Source organism: Pseudomonas sp. S2_E01, from assembly GCF_054668365.1.
Genome location: NZ_CP162762.1, coordinates 129,195 through 147,826, shown reverse-complemented (window position 1 = coordinate 147,826; position 18,632 = coordinate 129,195). Strand labels below are relative to the sequence as shown.

Sequence of the window (18,632 nt, the reverse complement as noted above, 5' to 3'; positions counted from 1 at the left end):
AATGACCAGGAGTTGGGGGTGTTGTTCGGCAGTCCCCCATTGCCTGTTTATCGGCAACTTGTATGACGACTTAAGTGATCACTTTGTCGCAGGCAAAAAAAATCCCCGTATCTTTCGATACGAGGATTTTTAATATGGTCGGGGTAAGGGGATTCGAACTCCTGACATCCTGCTCCCAAAGCAGGCGCGCTACCGGACTGCGCTATACCCCGGTAAAAAAAAGGCACCTTCAAAAGGCGCCTTCTTCGATCAGCGCTTTTGGCCTCTGATCTTAAGATTCGATTCCAGTGTTACCTGGTTTCAAAAATGGTGGGTCGTGTGGGATTCGAACCTACGACCAATTGGTTAAAAGCCAACTGCTCTACCAACTGAGCTAACGACCCAAATATGGTCGGGGTAAGGGGATTCGAACTCCTGACATCCTGCTCCCAAAGCAGGCGCGCTACCGGACTGCGCTATACCCCGGTTTGAAATTGGCTCCGTGACCAGGACTCGAACCTGGGACCCAATGATTAACAGTCATTTGCTCTACCGACTGAGCTATCACGGAACTGCATATTTCAAGTTACAACTTTACAGCTTGTTTCACCTCTTCGACCCGTTCGCATCGCTGCGTTCGTGTGTCTGAGGCGCGCTATTCTACAATCCTAAGCGCCTCTGTCAACCCCCTAAATTGCTTTCAAGTTAATGATTTGCAACTTAATTCAGATTTCTGCCCAGTGAGCTGAAACCCTTCGAGGTGACCTACTGCGGGGCGCACTTTACAAGCCTTTTCCTTTGAGTTCAACAACCTGACGAAAAAAAGGCCCCGCAATGCAGGGCCTTTTCATTTTTGCTACCAGCGGGAATCAGGCGAAGACAATCTCGTCGTTCTCCACCACCCCTTTGGCGACGTCGCCAGGCATGAAACGCCCCGACAGGATCAACTGCGCCAGCGGGTTTTCGATCCAGCGCTGGATCGCTCGTTTGAGCGGCCGTGCACCGTAGACCGGGTCGTAACCCACCGCAATCAGCTTGTCCATGGCCTCTGGGCTCAGTTCCAACTTCAACTCCCGCTCTGCCAGGCGACTGCGCAGACGACCCAGCTGGATCTCGGTGATGCCCGCGATCTGATCCCGCGCCAACGGCTCAAAGATCACCACTTCATCGACCCGGTTGATGAATTCAGGACGGAAGTGGACGGAAATCGCATCCATCACTGCCGCGCGCTGCGCTTCACGATCACCCACCAGCTCCTGGATCTGTGCCGAGCCCAGGTTGGAGGTCATGACGATCACGGTGTTCTTGAAGTCCACGGTGCGGCCATGGCTGTCGGTCAGACGGCCATCTTCCAGCACCTGCAACAGGATGTTGAACACATCCGGGTGGGCCTTCTCGACCTCATCCAGCAGAATCACCGAATAAGGCTTGCGACGTACCGCTTCGGTCAGGTAACCGCCCTCTTCATAGCCCACGTAGCCCGGTGGCGCACCGATCAGTCGAGCAACGGAGTGCTTCTCCATGAACTCGGACATGTCGATCCGCACCATCGCCTCTTCGGTATCGAAGAGGAATTCGGCCAGCGCCTTGCACAGCTCGGTTTTACCGACACCGGTCGGGCCGAGGAACATGAACGAGCCGCTTGGGCGATTGGGGTCGGACAGCCCCGCGCGTGAGCGCCGCACCGCATTGGACACCGCGACCACCGCCTCTTCCTGGCCGATGACGCGCTGGTGCAACAGACTTTCCATTTTCATCAGCTTGTCGCGCTCACCTTCGAGCATTTTCGACACCGGAATGCCGGTCCACTTCGACACGACTTCAGCGATCTCTTCCTCGGTGACCTTGCTGCGCAGCAACTGGTTCTCACTGTGACCATGCTGGTCGACCATTTGCAGGCTGCGCTCCAGGTCCGGGATGACCCCGTATTGCAGCTCGGCCATGCGGTTCAGGTCACCTTTGCGCCGGGCCGCTTCCAGTTCCTGGCGGGACTGCTCGATTTTCTGCTGGATCTGCGCGGAGCCTTGGACTTCGGCTTTCTCCGAGTTCCAGATTTCCTCCAGGTCCGAATACTCGCGCTCGTGACGAACGATTTCTTCCTGGAGCTTTTCCAGGCGCTTGATCGCCGCTTCGTCGCTTTCTTTCTTCAGTGCCTGGGACTCCACCTTCAACTGGATCAGCCGGCGTTCCAGACGGTCCAGCACTTCCGGCTTGGAGTCGATTTCCATGCGGATACGGCTCGCCGCTTCGTCGATCAGGTCGATGGCCTTGTCGGGCAACTGACGATCGGTGATGTAGCGATGGCTGAGCTTGGCCGCGGCAATGATCGCGCCGTCGGTAATCGCCACTTTATGGTGAACTTCGTAGCGCTCTTTGAGGCCACGCAGGATGGCGATGGTGTCTTCTTCGCTCGGTTCGTCCACCAGGACTTTCTGGAAGCGCCGCTCGAGGGCCGCATCTTTCTCTATATATTGGCGGTACTCGTTGAGCGTGGTCGCACCGACGCAATGCAGCTCGCCGCGTGCCAGTGCCGGCTTGAGCATGTTGCCGGCATCCATCGAGCCCTCGCCTTTGCCCGCACCCACCATGGTGTGCAGTTCGTCGATGAACAAGATGATCTGCCCTTCCTGCTTGGACAGCTCATTAAGCAGGGATTTGAGGCGCTCCTCGAACTCGCCACGGTACTTGGCACCGGCGATCAATGCCCCCATGTCCAGGGACAACAGGCGCTTGCCTTTGAGGCCGTCCGGCACTTCACCGTTGATGATGCGCTGGGCCAGGCCTTCGGCAATGGCGGTTTTACCCACGCCAGGCTCACCGATCAGCACCGGATTGTTCTTGGTGCGGCGTTGCAGCACCTGGATGGTACGGCGAATCTCGTCATCACGACCAATGACCGGGTCGAGCTTGCCGTCTTCCGCGCGCTTGGTCAGGTCGACGGTGTATTTATCCAGCGCCTGGCGCGATTCTTCGTGGTTGGCATCATTGACTGCTTCACCGCCACGCAGGTTGTTGATGGCATTTTCCAGGGCTTTCTTGCTCACACCCTGGCCAAGCAGCAATTTGCCCAGCTTGCTGTTTTCGTCCATCGCTGCCAGCAGCACCAGCTCGCTGGAGATGAACTGGTCGCCTTTCTGCTGCGCCAGGCGATCAGCCTGGTTGAGCAGGCGCGCCAGATCCTGCGACATGTTCACGTCGCCGGTCGGGTTCTGGATTTTCGGCAGTTGGTCGAGCTCTTTGGTCAGCTCTTTACGCAGGCTGTTGACGTCGAAACCGACCTGCATCAGCAGGGGTTTGATCGAACCACCCTGCTGTTCCAGCATGGCCTGCATCAAATGTGCGGGCTCGATGCCGGGATGATCATGGCCGACGGCCAGCGATTGGGCATCGGACAGGGCTAACTGCAATTTACTGGTTAAACGATCTATTCGCATGGTTCACCTTCCTATGGAGCAGGCCGGACCAATAAAACATCCTGAATGAAGAAGCCTGCCAGATACCGTTATAGATGCGGTCGATTCTGGGAGTTTCAAGCGTCCTGATGTTGATGCAGATCAGCCTAGTCTAGCGTTCGAGCCAGACCAGGGAGGCGAACCGACCGGTGCGCGGGTTGCGGCGGTAGGAAAAGAAGCGAGGATCGGTCACGGTGCAGAAACCGCCGCCGTATACAGCGCTGACGCCACGGGTCGCCAGGCGCAGGCGCGCCAGCTCGTAGATGTCAGCCATGAACTTGCCTTCGTTGCGACTGGGGATAAAGGCCTTGGTGGCATGCGGCATTTGATCGACAAAGGTTTGCCGTACTTCCGGGCCGACTTCGAAGGCTTGCGGGCCGATGGCGGGGCCGAGCCAGACCAACACGTTTTCGGGGGCAACGGCCAGGGCGTCGAGTGTCGCTTCCAGCACGCCAGCCGCCAACCCGCGCCAGCCGGCATGGGCCGCCGCAACCCGAGTACCGGCGCGATCGCAGAACAACGCTGGCAGGCAATCGGCCGTCATCGCCGCACAGGCTATGCCAGGGGTTGCCGACCAACTGGCGTCAGCGGTGGCGACCAGGCTGGGATCGGCGTGGGCCACGGCGATGCCGTGGACCTGCTTTAACCAGGCCGGCGCGATGGAAAAGTGATCGGTGAGGCGTCGACGGTTCTCGGCCACGGCTTCAGGCCTGTCCTCGACATGATCGCCAAGGTTAAGACTGTCGAACGGCGCCAGGCTGACGCCGCCCGTGCGGGTGGTCACACAGGCTTTTACCCCGGCAGGCGCTGGCCAGTCGGGAATCAGCCAGTCACTCATCCGACAAACGCCTCGCGATCCTGCTTGAGCAGGGTCAGCAGCCACACGAAGTCTTCCGGCAGAGGCGACTCCCAGCTCATGCGCTCGCCGGTAGTCGGATGCTCCAGCTCCAGGAACCGTGCATGCAGCGCCTGGCGGGGGAAAGTCTTCAATGACTCGACCATGGTCGGGTTCGCGGCCGGAGGAATGCGGAAACGACCACCGTAGGCCGGGTCGCCGACCAACGGGAAGTTAATGTGCGCCATGTGTACGCGAATCTGGTGGGTCCGACCCGTTTCCAGCTTGACCCTCACGTGGGTGTGGGAGCGGAACCGCTCGAGCACCCGGTAGTGGCTGACGGCTTGCTTGCCACCTTCCATCACGGCCATGCGTTGGCGCTGCTGGCCATGACGACCGATGGGCGCGTTGATCTTGCCGCCAGCGGTCACCACGCCGATCACGATGCATTCGTAGATACGGCTGACGCTGCGACTCTGCAGTTGTGCAACGAGCTTTGTCTGCGCCTGAATGGTCTTGGCCACCACCATCAATCCGGTGGTGTCCTTGTCCAGGCGATGCACGATACCGGCGCGCGGGACGTTGATGATGTCCGGCACATGGTGCAGCAAGGCGTTGAGCAAGGTGCCATCAGCATGGCCAGCGGCCGGGTGCACGACCAGGCCTGCGGGCTTGTTGATCACCAGGATGTCGTCATCTTCATAGACGATGTCCAGCTCGATGTCCTGAGCGACCCATTCGCCCTGGGCTTCCTGCTCGGCGGTCAACTCAAGGACGGCGCCACCGTGGACGATGTCTCGCGGGCGGATTACCGCCCCATCCACAGTCAGGCGGCCTTCTTTGATCCAGGCGGAAAGGCGCGAGCGCGAGTGCTCGGCGAAGAGTTGTGCGGCGACTTGATCGAGGCGTTGGCCGCCCAATTCGGACGGCACCTCTGCGCGAAGTTCAATTTTATCGGACATGCTCGGACTGGGCGTCGGCACAGCCTTTGGTTTCGGCTGCGCGCTTGTGGTTAAATACGGCGTCTTTTGCCCCGAGGCTATTCATCGGGGCGCTCATCATAACAGGACGGCCTCGCCCAAGACAGCGGCCGTCATAGGGACGCAAGCCGCCATGCAAGTGAAACACCTGCTGCTGATCGCCATCCTCGCATTGACCGCTGCTTGCTCATCGAAGGAAGTCGTAGACGAAAACCTCAGTGAAGTCGAGCTGTACCAGCAGGCTCAGCATGACCTGGACAACAACAGCTACACCGCTGCAACAGCCAAGCTGAAGGCGCTGGAGTCGCGTTATCCGTTCGGTCGTTATGCCGATCAGGCTCAACTCGAGCTGATCTATGCCAACTACAAGAACACTGAGCCAGAGGCTGCAAAATCAGCCGCCGAACGCTTCATTCGACTGCACCCGCAGCATCCCAACGTCGACTACGCCTACTACCTCAAAGGCCTGACCTCGTTCGACCAGGACGTCGGTCTTCTGTCGCGGTTCCTGCCGCTGGACATGACCAAGCGCGACCCGGGCGCTGCCCGCGACTCCTATAACGAGTTCGCCCAGCTGACCAGCCGTTTCCCGAACAGCCGTTACTCGCCTGATGCCAAGCAGCGCATGATCTACCTGCGCAACCTGCTGGCCGCCTACGAGATTCACGTGGCCGACTACTACCTGACCCGTCAGGCCTACGTCGCTGCCGCCAACCGTGGCCGTTACGTGGTGGAGAACTTCCAGGAAACCCCATCGGTCGGCGACGGCCTGGCGGTGATGACCGAAGCCTACCAGCGCCTTCACCTGGATGAACTGGCTGCCACCAGCCTGGAAACACTGAAGCTCAACTACCCGAACCATCCAAGCCTGGTGGACGGTCAGTTCGTACCGTCCATGGACGAAGCCGACAACCGTTCGTGGCTGAGCAAGGCGACTCTGGGCCTGATCGAGTCCCGTCCACCGCTGCCGCCGGGAGAAACCCGCGCCAACCAGGACGTGCAGAAGCAGTTCCAGGACGCCAAGGATGCGATTCCGAACGAGCTCAAGCCTAAAGATGAAAATGGCGACGTGATCGAAGAAGAAGAGCATGACGCGGCTGGCAACAACGAAGACCGCTCGTGGTTCAGCTACATGACCTTCGGCGTGTTCGACTAAGACCTGCGCGCAATACCGAAAAGGAGCCCTCGCCGGCTCCTTTTTTATTGTCTGTCGAGCGCTGTGGCTGTGCGCTGCCCATGTCCTTGGCTAAACTGCTGAATCTCTCGTCATAAAGCAGCTCATCATGCTTCGTTTATTGTTCTGGATCGCCCTGATTGCCGCTGCGGTATGGTTCTGGCGCAAGTTCAAGGGACCGACCGGCGTGCCAAAGTCCTCCGCCGAACTGGAAGCCGCACCGATGGTTCGCTGCGCCCACTGTGGTGTGCACCTGCCACGCGACCGCGCGCTGAATCTTCAACAACAGTGGTATTGCAGCCAGGCTCACCTTGAGCAAGGCCCGGGCTCCAGTGAGCGCTGAGGCTTCCAGCCCCGATAGCAAACAAGCCCAGCGACTGCTGCGCCTTTACCATCTCTACCGCTTGAGCATCGGCATCACGCTGGTGCTGCTGATTTCCAGCAACCTGGATAATCAGCTGCTGACCTCAACGAATGACAACCTGCTTCGCAATGGCAGCTGGTTGTACCTGGTGCTGAACATTCTGCTGGTCGTGTTCCTCGAGAACATCCGCCGCCCTGCTCAGCTTTTCAGCCTGGCACTGGTCGATGTCCTGCTGCTGTGCAGCCTGTTCTATGCCGCTGGCGGTGTCGCCAGCGCCTTCGGCAACCTGCTGGTGGTCACCGTGGCGATCGGTAACGCCCTGCTGCGGGGCCGCTTGGGCTTGCTGATAGCCGCTGTAGCCGCACTGGGCATTGTCGGACAGAGCTTCCTTCTGGGGCTCAGCCAACCCGCCAGCCCCAATGATTACTTGCAAGCCGCCACACTGGGCGCGCTGTGCTTTGCCGCGGCCCTGCTCGTGCAAGCGATGATGCAACGCGTGGAGGTGAGCGAGACCCTCGCTGAAAAGCGCGCCAGTGAAGTCGTGGAGCTTGAGGCTCTCAACGCGTTGATCTTACAGCGCATGCGCACCGGCATTCTGGTGCTCGATGATCAGCGACACGTGCAACTGGCCAACCACAGCGCCTTGGCCCTTTTGGGTCAAGACACGCTTGAAGGTCAATTGATCGACGACTGCTCCCCCACCCTGATCGAGCGCTTACACCTGTGGCAGAGCAACCCGACCCTGCGTCCCCAAAGCGTGAAAGTCGCCGGCAGCGGTCTGGAACTGCAACCGAGCTTCATTGCCCTGGACCAGAGCGCGAACCGCCAGACCCTGGTGTTTCTTGAGGACCTCGCGCACATCACCCAGCACGCGCAACAGCTCAAGCTCGTCGCCCTTGGGCGCCTGACCGCAGGGATCGCCCACGAGATACGCAACCCCTTGGGTGCCATCAGTCACGCCGCCCAGCTCTTGCAGGAATCGGAGGAACTCAACGGCGCGGATCGGCGTCTGACCCAGATCATCCAAGATCACTCCCAGCGCATGAACCGGATTATCGAAAACGTCCTGCAACTGTCACGCCGCCAGCAGACCGTGCCGCAACGGCTCGACCTGAAGCCGTGGCTGGAACGGTTCGTGGCCGAAAGCCGCGAGGGTGCGCTCGATAACCAGCAGATTCACCTGCGCATCGCAGAGGGTGATTTCAATACCCTGATGGACCCGAACCAACTCACCCAGATACTCGACAATCTGGTACGCAACGCCTGGCGCCACAGCGCTCAGCAGCACGAGCAGGCACAGGTCTGGCTCGATCTGTTCATCGATGCCGACACCCAACTGCCGATCATCGAGGTGCTGGACGACGGAGCCGGCGTGACCACCGAACAACAGGTCCATCTGTTCGAGCCGTTCTATACCACCAGCGCTCAAGGCACGGGGCTTGGGCTCTATCTGTCCCGTGAGCTGTGCGAAAGCAACCAGGCCCGCCTAGACTTCAAATCACGCCAAGGCGGCGGTTGCTTTCGCATCACCTTTGCTCACGGACGGAAACAAAGTTGAATATGAGCCCACAGCAAAAAGTCCTGATCGTCGACGATGAACCGGATATCCGCGAGCTGCTGGAAATCACCCTGGGACGCATGAAGCTTGACACTTTCAGTGCTCGCAACCTGGGTGAGGCGCAAGCGTTGCTCAAGCGCGAGACCTTCGACCTGTGTCTTACAGACATGCGCCTGCCGGACGGCACGGGCCTGGACCTGGTGCAACACATTCAGCGACGCTACCCGCAACTGCCAGTGGCCATGATCACCGCCTACGGCAACCTGGAGACGGCGATCAACGCGCTCAAGGCCGGGGCGTTCGATTTTTTGACCAAACCGGTGGATCTCTCCCGTCTACGCGAGCTGGTCAGCAGCGCGCTGCGCATGCCCGCACCAAGCAGCAGCGTCGATCGCCGCCTGCTGGGCGACTCACTGCCCATGCGCAGTTTGCGCAAACAGATCGACAAACTGGCGCGCAGCCAGGCACCGGTCTACATCAGCGGGGAGTCCGGCAGCGGCAAGGAGCTGGTGGCACGGCTGATCCACGAGCAAGGCGCGCGAGCCAATCAGCCGTTTGTCCCGGTTAACTGTGGGGCGATCCCGTCGGAGCTGGTGGAAAGCGAGTTCTTTGGCCATCGCAAAGGCAGCTTCAGCGGCGCCATTGAAGACAAACCCGGACTGTTCCAGGCGGCCCATGGCGGCACGCTGTTCCTCGATGAAGTGGCGGATCTGCCACTGTCGATGCAAGTCAAACTGCTGAGGGCGATTCAGGAAAAGGCTGTGCGCAGCGTAGGCGGCCAACAGGAAACCGTGGTCGATGTGCGTATCCTCTGCGCCACCCATAAAGACCTCGATGCCGAAGTGGCCGCTGGACGCTTCCGCCAGGACTTGTACTACCGGCTCAACGTCATCGAACTCAGGGTGCCGCCGTTACGCGAGCGCCGCGACGATATCGAATCGCTGGCCGGGCATGTTCTCAAGCGCCTCGCCGCAGTGACCGGCCAACCTGTGGCCAAACTCCATCCGAAGGCCCTCGACGCGCTCAAGGGCTATCGCTTTCCGGGCAACGTGCGGGAACTGGAAAATGTGCTCGAACGGGCGCATACCCTGTGCGAAAACAAACAGATCGAAACCGCAGACCTGCGCTTGGTCGAGGGCAACAGCAGCGCAGAAAACGGCGTGCCGGATCTGACGCAGATCGACAACCTGGAAGACTATCTGGAAAACGTCGAGCGCAAACTCATCCTCCAGGCCCTGGAGCAAACCCGCTGGAACCGCACGGCGGCGGCGCAGCGATTGAATCTGTCATTTCGGTCGATGCGTTACCGGTTGAAAAAACTCGGGTTGGATTGAGACTCGCTCCTACAGGAGGAGCTAGCTTGCTCGCGATGAATGCCCGGGCACCGCGGGCATTCAGACAGCCCGCGTCATCGTTAACGACCATCGCGAGCAAGCTCGCTCCTACAGACGTCTGTGTTCCCCTGTGGAGCGAGCTTGCTCGCGATGGGTGCCCGGGCAACGCGGGCATTCAGACGGCCCGCGTCATCGTTGACGACCATCGCGAGCCTGCTCGCTCCTACAGACGTCTGTGTTCCCCTGTAGGAGCGAGCTTGCTCGCGATGAGTGCCCGGGCAACGCGGGCATTCAGACGGCCCGCGTCATCGTTGACGACCATCGCGAGCCTGCTCGCTCCTACAGACGTCTGTGTTCCCCTGTGGAGCGAGCTTGCTCGCGATGAGTAACCGGGCAACGCGGGCATTCAGACAGCCCGCGTTATCGTTGACGACCATCGCGAGCAAGCTCGCTCCTACAGAGGTCTGTGTTCCCCTGTAGGAGCGAGCTTGCTCGCGATGAATGCCCGGGCACTACGGGCACTCGCTCCTACAGTCGTCCGATCGGGGCATAGGGGGCTGGATCGATGATGGGGGTGCGGCCCAGCATCACATCGGCGAACAACTGGCACGAAGCAGGCGCCAGCACGAGGCCGTTGCGGTAGTGCCCACAGTTGAGCCATAACCCGTCAAAACCCGGCACTGGGCCAATGTAGGGAATGCCCTCCGGCGAGCCCGGTCGCAATCCGGCCCAGTGCCCGACCACTTCTGCATCCGCCAGCGCCGGAATCAATTCCACGGCCGTTGCCTTCAGGCTCTCCAGCGCCGACTCGGTCGGCGTCTTGTCGTAACCTTCGTGCTCCAGCGTGCTACCGACCAGGATGTGCCCATCCCGACGCGGAATGGCGTAGCGGCGTTTGGCCAGGACCATGCTTGGCAGGAAGTCAGCCGCACACTTGTAGAGAATCATCTGACCTTTGACCGGCTCCACGGGAAGTTCCAGCCCCAGGCCCTTGAGCAAGTCACCGCTCCAGGCACCAGCGGTCAGGACCACCTGATCGCCGTGAACATCACCCTTCGACGTCTGCACACCAACGACCTTATCGCCTTCACGAATGAATCCGCCGACTTCACATTGCTCGTGGATCGTCACGTTCGGCAGCGCCTGCAAGGCTGCCTTGAGCGATTTGACCAGCCGCGGGTTGCGCACGTTGGCCACATCGGCCATGTAGATGGCCCGGGAAAATCCAGCGCCCAATACCGGGACGGCATCGTGCACAGCCGAGATATCCACAGCCCGTAACGGTCGACCTTCCCGCTCGGCCCATTCGAGGGCCAGGGCTTCATCTTCCAGGTCCAACCAGTACAGCCCAGTGACGTGTACCTCCGGGTCCACTCCGGTGGTGGCAAACAGCCGCTCACCCAGTTGTGGATAAAAATCCTGCGACCAATGCGCCAGTGCAGTGACCGCCGGGCTGTAACGCCATGGGTACAGCGGCGAAACAATGCCACCACCGGCCCAGGACGCCTCTTGCCCGACACTCGCTCGATCCAGCAGCACAACGCTGTGCACTTCGGAGGCGAGATTGAACGCCGTCATCAGGCCAATCACACCGCCGCCGACGATCACTACTTGCTGTTGCATGGTCATGTTTCGATCCAAACGTTAGATAGACAGAGGGCACACAAAGCGCCCGAACGATGAAACTCAGCGGCCCCAGCAATCCTTCGTGGTCAGCCCGGACGCTGCGTTAACCATGCTTCTGACGCCGGTGTTGGTGATGGTGAAATCGCCGCACTTGTCAGTGGCCATGGCGCTGCCGGCCTTGCGGGTGGCGGTCAGCAGGAACGTCTGGTCCGTCAGGGTCGGGGTGATGGTGTAGAAATCGTTGCCGGTGCTCAATCCAGTGGCACCGGTGTAGACGCTGGTGGTGTTCTTTGAATAAAAACGCTCAAGCAGTTGCGCCTGCTCGGACAGCAAACCGGTCACTTCTGCCCGCCGTCCTTTTTTCACGTATTCGGTAAGGCTCGGGTAGCCAATGGTGATGACGATACCAATGATCGCAATCACGATCATGATTTCGATCAGGGTAAAACCTCGGTTGGATCTGCGCATGCCTGAACTCTCACTCACTGAATTTGCCGCCACATGATGCGACGGCTACCGCCGCCGGCCTTCTCCACCAACGTAGTGGGTGTTCCACTGGAGTCGTTCACGACCTTGCGCGCTCCGCCGTTGACGATGGCATTCAACATCGGCATCCCCCCGGAGAACACCACCCCGCTGGATATCGTGTCCGCACTGTCGACTACCCCGTCGCCATTGGTGTCGAGCACGGCGTAGTTGAGCATCTTACCGCTGAACGCATCCAGTTCGATCAGCTTGCCGGTTCCGAAACTGGCGCAGGGGTCCGTGGTATCGACCGCCGCCGTGGTGAAGACGATCCGCCCCAGCACCAAAGCGGCCTGGTTGATGACTCGCTCGCCGGTCAAAAGGTTGTTGTAGACCAACGGCAGATACCAGCCCTTTTTCCCCGGATAAATCACTTCGTTCTGACTGGTGGTGACGAACTGTCCCGAACTTCCCGAAAACACGCCCGTGATCGACTGGGCCTGCAAACTGGACGTAGTGATCTGACCCGAGCCACCGTCCGCATCCCACACCGCATAAAACGCCTGTAGATCCTTGTTGGTCTTGTCCACGGCCTCGTTGAATTTGCCGGTGCCAAAAAACACCACCTTGCCGCCCAACGAGTTATCGGCCAGCAACGGCTGCGCCGTGATCGGCTGGGTAGTACCGCCCGCCGCCGTGAACAAAGGCTTGCCGGAAAACGCCACGCCCCAACTGTCAGGGCTGACACTGCTCAAATCGAATTTCCACAACTGCCCTTCCAGGTCACCGCCATAAGCGGCCTGCACCACATTCTGGGAGTTGACCTTGAGTTTCACCGAGGAGAGGCCGTTATTGGTGTCGCTCGGGTCGACGACGATCTTCCTGATCAGCGAGCCATCGCGAATATCCACCACATACAGCGCTGCTACACCGGAGTTACTGCCATAACCGTTGGCAATGAACGCCGCCCATCGACCATCGGCCAAGCGTGCCACGTCCGGGCGCGCATAGGCATAACCCAGATCATTGAAAGTGTTTGCGGTATTGGCTGTAGCCGGCGCACTGAGCTCCCACAGCGCCTTGATCGCGTTACCCGCCGACGCATCAAACAGCTGCAATGCGTAAAACGTCTTACCGCCCGCGCCGGTGCCTCCCAGTGCCAGGGTTTTCCAGGCGCCGGCCAGTTGCGCGTCGAATACGCCGACCTGTCCGTCGACCAGAAACTTGTGGCTCACACCGTTGATATAGGTGGTGTCAGCGATGTAACGCAGAGATGGCAACACACTGGAAGGCATATAGGCATAACGCCGGGCGCCGTTACCTGCATTGATCACACTGACAAAACCGTCGTTGCCATTGACCACCAGGTTGCTGTTCATGTTGCTGGCTTTGGTCGCCAGATAGTTGCTGTAGCTGGTGTCGTTCGCCAGGTCAGACGCGGTTTGTTCCGTGGGCGATGCCAGCACCAGGGGCGAGTTGATAATGTCACCGAGCAGAACGGTACGGGTTTTCAACCCGGTCTTGTTGGTGCCTTTGCTCCATTCCACCAGATCGCTGCCCGTGATGCCGGTGGGCAGGCCTTGATTCAGTACCGTCTGCTGCGCCGGAGCGAAATTGGCGAAAGCCAGAGCCACAGGGGCGTTGCTGGCGCTGTTCCAGGACTGATAAGTCGGCGCGGTGGCGCCGGGCATGATGGCGGTGTCGGTGGTCCAGAGCACCGAAGAGGTGTTCACCGAACCGGTAGCACTGAAACCATAGGATTTAATCGTGCCACGCCAATCCTTGGGGTCGTAGCTGGTTTGATAATAAGCAGATCCGACCCCGACAATGGCGCTGCTGGTAGTGCCGCTGCCTCCGGAACCGGCTTTGGAGGTGATATCGCTCAGCGCCGAGGCCAATGCCGTACTGAGCCCGGCACTGTCGGTTGCCTGATAATACTTACCCTGCCCGTAGCTCGCGGCATCCGACAACATCTGGTTCGCAGCGGTGAAGCCCACGGTGTAGGTGTTCATGTTCTGTTTGGGAAAATCCACCGCATTCCAGCTTTTGCCGGCGGCGTCGGTGCCAGTGCTGCGCATGTCGATGTCGAAAGCGAACTTGGCAATGTCGTCCAGGTACAGGGTGTCGCCCTCGCCGTCTCCATTGAGATTGTCGCCATCGTTCGCGCTGTTGCCGTCCCAGTTTGGCAGGCGGCTGCCCCCAAGCGGATCATTGGTCGCAAAGGTGCGGTCGTAAGTCGGCAAACCATCGGTGATCACCACGCCATAGTTTTTCTGGCAGCGATACTGGATCGGGCTGGTGTAGGTCGTGGGCGTCGAGTTGTAGTACGGCGCCATGCCGCGCATGTAGCGGGTGATCTCGTAGTAGGTTTCCGCCAACGGGGTATTGGCGATCGCGCTCAAACCATTGATCGAATTGATCAACGCGTTGTAGTTGGCGTCTGCCTGCGCTTGGGTGACGCTGCCACTGACAGGGGACAGGTCGCTGATGCCGCGGGCGATGAATCCACCGGGGCCTGGGTTGCCGCTGACGGGAGGGTTGAACGTCGACAGGCCGATCCGCAGCGAACGGTTGTTGCTGACCAGGCTGGTCGAGACATCCTGCGCAACGCTGATCCGGTAATCATTGGGAATGGCGCCGGTGGTGTAGTCCCGGTTCGCCCCGTTGGCCTGTGAAACCAGGTAAGACAGGTAGTTCGCCGTGTAACGGGTATTCTGATTCCCCACCGGGTCCGGCAGCTTCAGGCAAATTGACCCCAGCCCCAAGAGTCCTCGATAGAAGCCGAACCAGTTGCCGTTGGTCGAACAACCGCCACGGTTGAGGCTCGATAAAGCGATGTTGGTATCGCTCATGTCCAGGTTCTGGCCGCCAAAACACGAAAAACTGGAATTGCAGTTCGCAATTTGGGGACGGTTCGCCGTCGGATCAAAACCTGGCGCCCAAATGATGTTGTTCATGCTGCCCGAATCATCGATGAGCAACATCACGTTGGGCGGTACTGCCGCTGCACTCAGCAAAGGTGAGTCCGAAGGCGTGAACGCGTACACCGGGGCCGACAGGTACGCTCCCACCGCAACGCCACACAGCCATTGCCGCCACTTGTGCACGCGCGAGTCAGTACTTGGCATAAATGCTCTCCACCACGCTGCGCACGTTGTTGCCCACGATGGCCACTGCCGTGATGCGGTAGAGCGTCGCAGAGGTGTTGCTCGGCACGTTCACCGCGTTCAGCGAGGCGCCGATGTTTTGTACCCCATAGAAACCGTTGGCCACACCGACCCAGGTTACGCCCGACGTCGCGTTTACCCCGGCGGTGGTGAGCGTTGCCGATTCGGCAGGCGGTGCACATTGGGTGGTGCCGCTGCACACCGGCAGGGTGAAGGTGCTCATCTGCACCACACTTTCACCGATACGCAGCACGGCTTCGGCGTTCTGGAACGACTGGTTGCGCAAGGTCACACTGCTGGCCATCTTTTCTTGGAGCGTGGCGTTCTGCATCGACGAAATGCCGATAAGAGTCAGCAGTAAGAGGAATACCAAGCTGACCAGCAACGCCATGCCGCGTTGACCGCCAGGGTTCATGGATTGAACATTCATCAGTCGCCCCGTCATGGCAATCGGTTGCGCAGGGCCGCAACCACGCTGAAGGTCTGGTCGCGCACCTGTCGGTTGGGATCCGTGAGGGTCAACGTCAGGCGCACACTGCGGATCCGAGCCGCGTCCGAAGGGTTGCTGCTATAACTCGACGCGGCACCTTCGGATGCCGAACTGGCCATGCCGAAACTGACGTTGAAGGCGCTGACATTGTCGACCAGCACGGCCTGGGCGGGCGCACTCGGTATTCCGGAACCGACCCCCATGGTGAGCTGGTTGTTCTTGAGGCTGTAGATCAGGCGCCGGATGGGAAACGCCAATTGCCCCAAGGCAGGCGTTCGCGCTTCCGAGTACGCCGTGGCCGTGTTTCGACAGTCGGACACCACCGTCCAGGTCGGCGTGCCTCCACCGTTTCCGACATCGGCCGTCACCAGGGTCAGCCTGAGATTGGCGTTGTCCCAACTGATCGGGTTGGCCTGATTCGCACTGAAGCCAGCCCCCGAGCTGGCATCGGTGATGGTGGCCACGCAACCGAACATCCCCACCATTCGGATTTCCTGGATCATCTTGCTCAGCACGAAACGCGCATCTTCCTGCATGTTGGCAGCGGCGTTTTGGCTGACGTAAGTGTTCTTGGCCGCGATGAATACCTGCGCCACCCCGAGCACCACCACCAGGCTCAGCACCAGGGCGATCAGCAATTCGATCAGGCTGAAACCACGACTGTGCCCCCGGTTCATGGCGTCACCACCGGATCGACGGCGGCGCGACTGGTCAGCACAAGGCTGCGGCGGGAGTCGGCAGCCTTGGCGGCCCGCGAGTCGTCCCAGGTGATGGTGATGGTGTACACCCGTTGGTTCAGCGTGACAGTGCCGGTGGCCGTGCTGCCGAGGAAATTGCGGATATTGGAGGCGAAGTCGTACAGGTCCTGGTCCCGCGCAACACTGGGATTGCCCGAGGTCGGAGGCGTTACGGTGTAGTCGGCGCCGGAATTGGCTCGAATGCGGTCCAGCATGTCATAGGCGATGAAACTCGCCTGGCTGGTCATCCGCGAGCTGTCGGTGTACTTCAGTGCATTGAGCTGAAATGCCGCCGCGCCCAGCAACCCGACACTCAAAATCAACAAGGCGACCAGTACTTCGATCAGCGTGGTGCCTTCCTGTGCACGCTTGCTCCATCCCCTCATCCGCAACTTCCGCCCAATAGAATTCGTCCGTTCAAACACACTGTCAGCGTCCTGCTTTGCGCCCCCAGTACATAGTTGATCACCACCGCCGTGGAAGGTGCCGAGAGACCGCCCAGATTGTTGAAGTCGATGGCGGTCACTCCTGAGGTTAGCGTCAGAGTGGCGCCACTGCTCATCGCAGGAACAACCCGCAATACATTGGCCGGATTGCCAGTACCGTCATAAATCGACAGTTCTCCCGTCCAGGTGGTGCCGCCCGACGTCGGTCGCACGCGTGTGGTGATCCCCCGATCAATGGCCTCCAGCCTGGCGTAATTCAAACCGCGTTGCAGATCGCCCATCTCGGTATCGGCCCGGGTGCCTTGTATCGAACGGGTAAACATTGGCACTGCCAGAGTGATCAGCACCAGGAAAACAGCGAGTGCGACCAGCAACTCGATCAGCGTGAAACCTTTTGAACGATGATCCATCGATGCCCTCCGTTACCGTCGGCTATACCTGTAACACGCTAGAACATTCGACCGACAGGGGTACGGTTGTTTTGCCATTACTCGCGCAAGGATCGCGCGCGTCACCCCGCTCCAGGGAGGGAGATACCATGCACCAGCAAGGTTTCAGCCTGATCGAACTGCTTATGGGACTGACGATTGTCGGGATTGTTCTGTATTGGGTCAGCCCGGCGATGGCCGCGTTCACTGAGTCGATCCAGCGCAAGGAAGCCGCCAGTTCGCTGATCAGCGGCATCCGTCATGCCCGCACGCTGGCGATGACACGAAGTCAGGCCGTGGTGATCCATGGCATCGACGGAGATTGGGGCCAAGGCTGGCGCGTCATTCTCGATGTGAGCGGCAAAGGCGCGGATGACCGTGACAACCCGCTGATCTCAGAGCACGCGAATGGCAACAAACTGGCGATTGTCGGGAATGAAATGGTGACGAGCTACATACGCTTCAGTAGCTTGGGAATGCCGCTGATGACTCATCGCAGCTTTCAAAATGGGACGTTGCATTTTTGCGATGCTCGCAAACCGATCAGTCAGCTACAAGTCGTAGTGTCCCGCTCCGGCCGCGCCAGCCTGCGCAACCAAAAGGCCGAGCAGGCTCTATGCGAACGGTGAATCAGGTCAGCGAGCGAACCCGCAGCTCTTTGGGCATCGAGAACGTGATGTTCTCCTCGCGCCCGGCCAGTTCATCGGCGCCGGTGGCACCCCAGGCCTGCAATTGCTGGATCACGCCGCGCACCAGGACTTCCGGAGCGGAAGCACCGGCGGTGATGCCAATACGTTCGACGCCATCGAACCAGCTCTTTTGCAGGTCTTCGGCACCGTCGATCAGGTACGCCGGGGTGGCCATGCGCTCAGCCAGTTCACGCAGGCGGTTGGAGTTGGAGCTGTTCGGGCTACCGACCACCAACACCACATCACATTCGTCGGCCAGGGTCTTCACCGCATCCTGACGGTTTTGCGTGGCGTAGCAGATGTCGTCCTTGCGCGGGCCACCGATGGCCGGGAAGCGAGTACGCAGGGCATCAATGACACGGCTGGTATCGTCCATGGACAAGGTGGTCTGAGTGACGAACGCCAGTTTTTCCGGGTTGTTCACCTGCAATGCGGCGACGTCTTTCTCGTCTTCCACCAGGTAAATCGCCCCACCATTGCTGCCATCGTACTGGCCCATGGTGCCTTCGACTTCCGGGTGGCCGGCATGGCCAATCAGGATGCATTCACGACCGTCGCGGCTGTAGCGCGCAACCTCGATGTGCACTTTGGTCACCAACGGGCAGGTGGCATCGAACACCTTGAGGCCACGCCCGGCGGCTTCGGTTCGTACGGCCTGGGATACGCCATGGGCACTGAAGATCACGATGACGTCGTCCGGCACCTGATCCAGTTCTTCGACGAAGATTGCGCCGCGAGCACGCAGGTCTTCGACCACGAATTTGTTGTGGACCACTTCATGGCGCACATAGATCGGCGGACCGAAGACTTCCAGGGCGCGGTTGACGATTTCGATCGCCCGATCCACTCCGGCGCAGAAGCCACGGGGGTTGGCGAGTTTGATTTGCATGGTGTGCCTCGTGTGTCGC

Annotated in this window: 16 protein-coding genes and 4 tRNA genes; 5 read left to right on the top strand and 15 right to left on the bottom strand. The window is 59.8% G+C overall.

What is annotated here, in order from left to right; genetic code table 11:
• Positions 1-135: 135 nt before the first annotated feature.
• The 7 genes from AB4O36_RS00720 to rluD all read right to left on the bottom strand — a co-directional run bounded on the left by AB4O36_RS00720 (position 136) and on the right by rluD (position 5,228).
• Positions 136-212: transfer RNA gene (locus tag AB4O36_RS00720), tRNA-Pro, on the bottom strand.
• 95 nt (positions 213-307) lie between these two features.
• A tRNA-Lys gene (locus tag AB4O36_RS00715) sits at positions 308-383 on the bottom strand.
• Between the two features lie 5 nt (positions 384-388).
• Positions 389-465, bottom strand: a tRNA-Pro gene (locus AB4O36_RS00710).
• Between the two features lie 9 nt (positions 466-474).
• Positions 475-550 (bottom strand) — tRNA-Asn (locus tag AB4O36_RS00705).
• A 298-nt stretch (positions 551-848) separates the two neighbouring features.
• A complete protein-coding gene (clpB, locus tag AB4O36_RS00700; RefSeq protein ID WP_460120774.1) occupies positions 849-3,413 on the bottom strand; it encodes an ATP-dependent chaperone ClpB in 2,565 nt (854 codons plus the stop codon).
• A gap of 130 nt (positions 3,414-3,543) precedes the next feature.
• Entirely contained in the window at positions 3,544-4,269 is a 726-nt protein-coding gene (pgeF, locus tag AB4O36_RS00695; protein ID WP_460120773.1) for a peptidoglycan editing factor PgeF, read from the bottom strand.
• On the bottom strand, positions 4,266-5,228 hold the full coding sequence (rluD, locus tag AB4O36_RS00690; protein ID WP_460120771.1) for a 23S rRNA pseudouridine(1911/1915/1917) synthase RluD: 963 nt from the start codon (positions 5,226-5,228) through the stop codon (positions 4,266-4,268). The genes pgeF and rluD overlap by 4 nt, the downstream gene beginning before the upstream one ends.
• Positions 5,229-5,379: 151 nt before the next feature.
• On the opposite strand from rluD, the gene AB4O36_RS00685 reads away from it, so the two are divergent.
• From AB4O36_RS00685 to AB4O36_RS00670, 4 genes are all read left to right on the top strand, one after another.
• The gene (locus tag AB4O36_RS00685) at positions 5,380-6,402 is read left to right on the top strand and encodes an outer membrane protein assembly factor BamD (protein ID WP_460120769.1); all 1,023 of its coding nucleotides are present in this window, start codon (positions 5,380-5,382) and stop codon (positions 6,400-6,402) included.
• A 127-nt stretch (positions 6,403-6,529) separates the two neighbouring features.
• Positions 6,530-6,763 carry a PP0621 family protein gene (locus AB4O36_RS00680; RefSeq protein WP_460120767.1) on the top strand — a complete coding sequence of 78 codons (234 nt, stop codon included), beginning with the start codon at positions 6,530-6,532 and terminating at the stop codon, positions 6,761-6,763.
• On the top strand, positions 6,753-8,342 hold the full coding sequence (locus AB4O36_RS00675) for a sensor histidine kinase (protein ID WP_460120765.1): 1,590 nt from the start codon (positions 6,753-6,755) through the stop codon (positions 8,340-8,342). Before AB4O36_RS00680 ends, AB4O36_RS00675 begins: the two co-directional genes overlap by 11 nt.
• Before the next feature lie 2 nt (positions 8,343-8,344).
• The gene (locus AB4O36_RS00670; protein WP_460120763.1) at positions 8,345-9,676 is read left to right on the top strand and encodes a sigma-54-dependent transcriptional regulator; all 1,332 of its coding nucleotides are present in this window, start codon (positions 8,345-8,347) and stop codon (positions 9,674-9,676) included.
• Positions 9,677-10,204: 528 nt separating this feature from the next.
• Here the strand turns inward: AB4O36_RS00670 and thiO are convergent.
• The 7 genes from thiO to AB4O36_RS00635 are packed head-to-tail and all read right to left on the bottom strand — an operon-like array spanning position 10,205 to position 17,017.
• Complete coding sequence (gene thiO / locus AB4O36_RS00665; RefSeq protein WP_460120761.1) at positions 10,205-11,305, bottom strand: glycine oxidase ThiO; 1,101 nt, start codon at positions 11,303-11,305, stop codon at positions 10,205-10,207.
• 57 nt (positions 11,306-11,362) lie between these two features.
• Entirely contained in the window at positions 11,363-11,770 is a 408-nt protein-coding gene (locus AB4O36_RS00660; RefSeq protein WP_460120759.1) for a type IV pilin protein, read from the bottom strand.
• 14 nt (positions 11,771-11,784) lie between these two features.
• Complete coding sequence (locus AB4O36_RS00655; RefSeq protein ID WP_460140886.1) at positions 11,785-14,895, bottom strand: pilus assembly protein; 3,111 nt, start codon at positions 14,893-14,895, stop codon at positions 11,785-11,787.
• Positions 14,882-15,364: a pilus assembly PilX family protein gene (locus AB4O36_RS00650; protein ID WP_460120755.1), complete on the bottom strand. Its 483-nt coding sequence runs from the start codon at positions 15,362-15,364 to the stop codon at positions 14,882-14,884. The genes AB4O36_RS00655 and AB4O36_RS00650 overlap by 14 nt, the downstream gene beginning before the upstream one ends.
• A gap of 11 nt (positions 15,365-15,375) precedes the next feature.
• On the bottom strand, positions 15,376-16,101 hold the full coding sequence (locus AB4O36_RS00645) for a PilW family protein (RefSeq protein WP_460140885.1): 726 nt from the start codon (positions 16,099-16,101) through the stop codon (positions 15,376-15,378).
• A complete protein-coding gene (gene pilV, locus AB4O36_RS00640; RefSeq protein WP_460140884.1) occupies positions 16,098-16,547 on the bottom strand; it encodes a type IV pilus modification protein PilV in 450 nt (149 codons plus the stop codon). Before pilV ends, AB4O36_RS00645 begins: the two co-directional genes overlap by 4 nt.
• Entirely contained in the window at positions 16,544-17,017 is a 474-nt protein-coding gene (locus AB4O36_RS00635; RefSeq protein ID WP_460140883.1) for a GspH/FimT family pseudopilin, read from the bottom strand. Before AB4O36_RS00635 ends, pilV begins: the two co-directional genes overlap by 4 nt.
• 128 nt (positions 17,018-17,145) lie before the next feature.
• Between AB4O36_RS00635 and AB4O36_RS00630 the strand changes: the two genes are divergently transcribed.
• Entirely contained in the window at positions 17,146-17,664 is a 519-nt protein-coding gene (locus tag AB4O36_RS00630) for a GspH/FimT family pseudopilin (RefSeq protein ID WP_460140882.1), read from the top strand.
• A gap of 1 nt (position 17,665) precedes the next feature.
• Here AB4O36_RS00630 and ispH read toward each other — a convergent pair whose 3' ends face one another.
• Complete coding sequence (ispH, locus tag AB4O36_RS00625; protein WP_460120746.1) at positions 17,666-18,613, bottom strand: 4-hydroxy-3-methylbut-2-enyl diphosphate reductase; 948 nt, start codon at positions 18,611-18,613, stop codon at positions 17,666-17,668.
• Between the last annotated feature and the right edge of the window lie 19 nt (positions 18,614-18,632).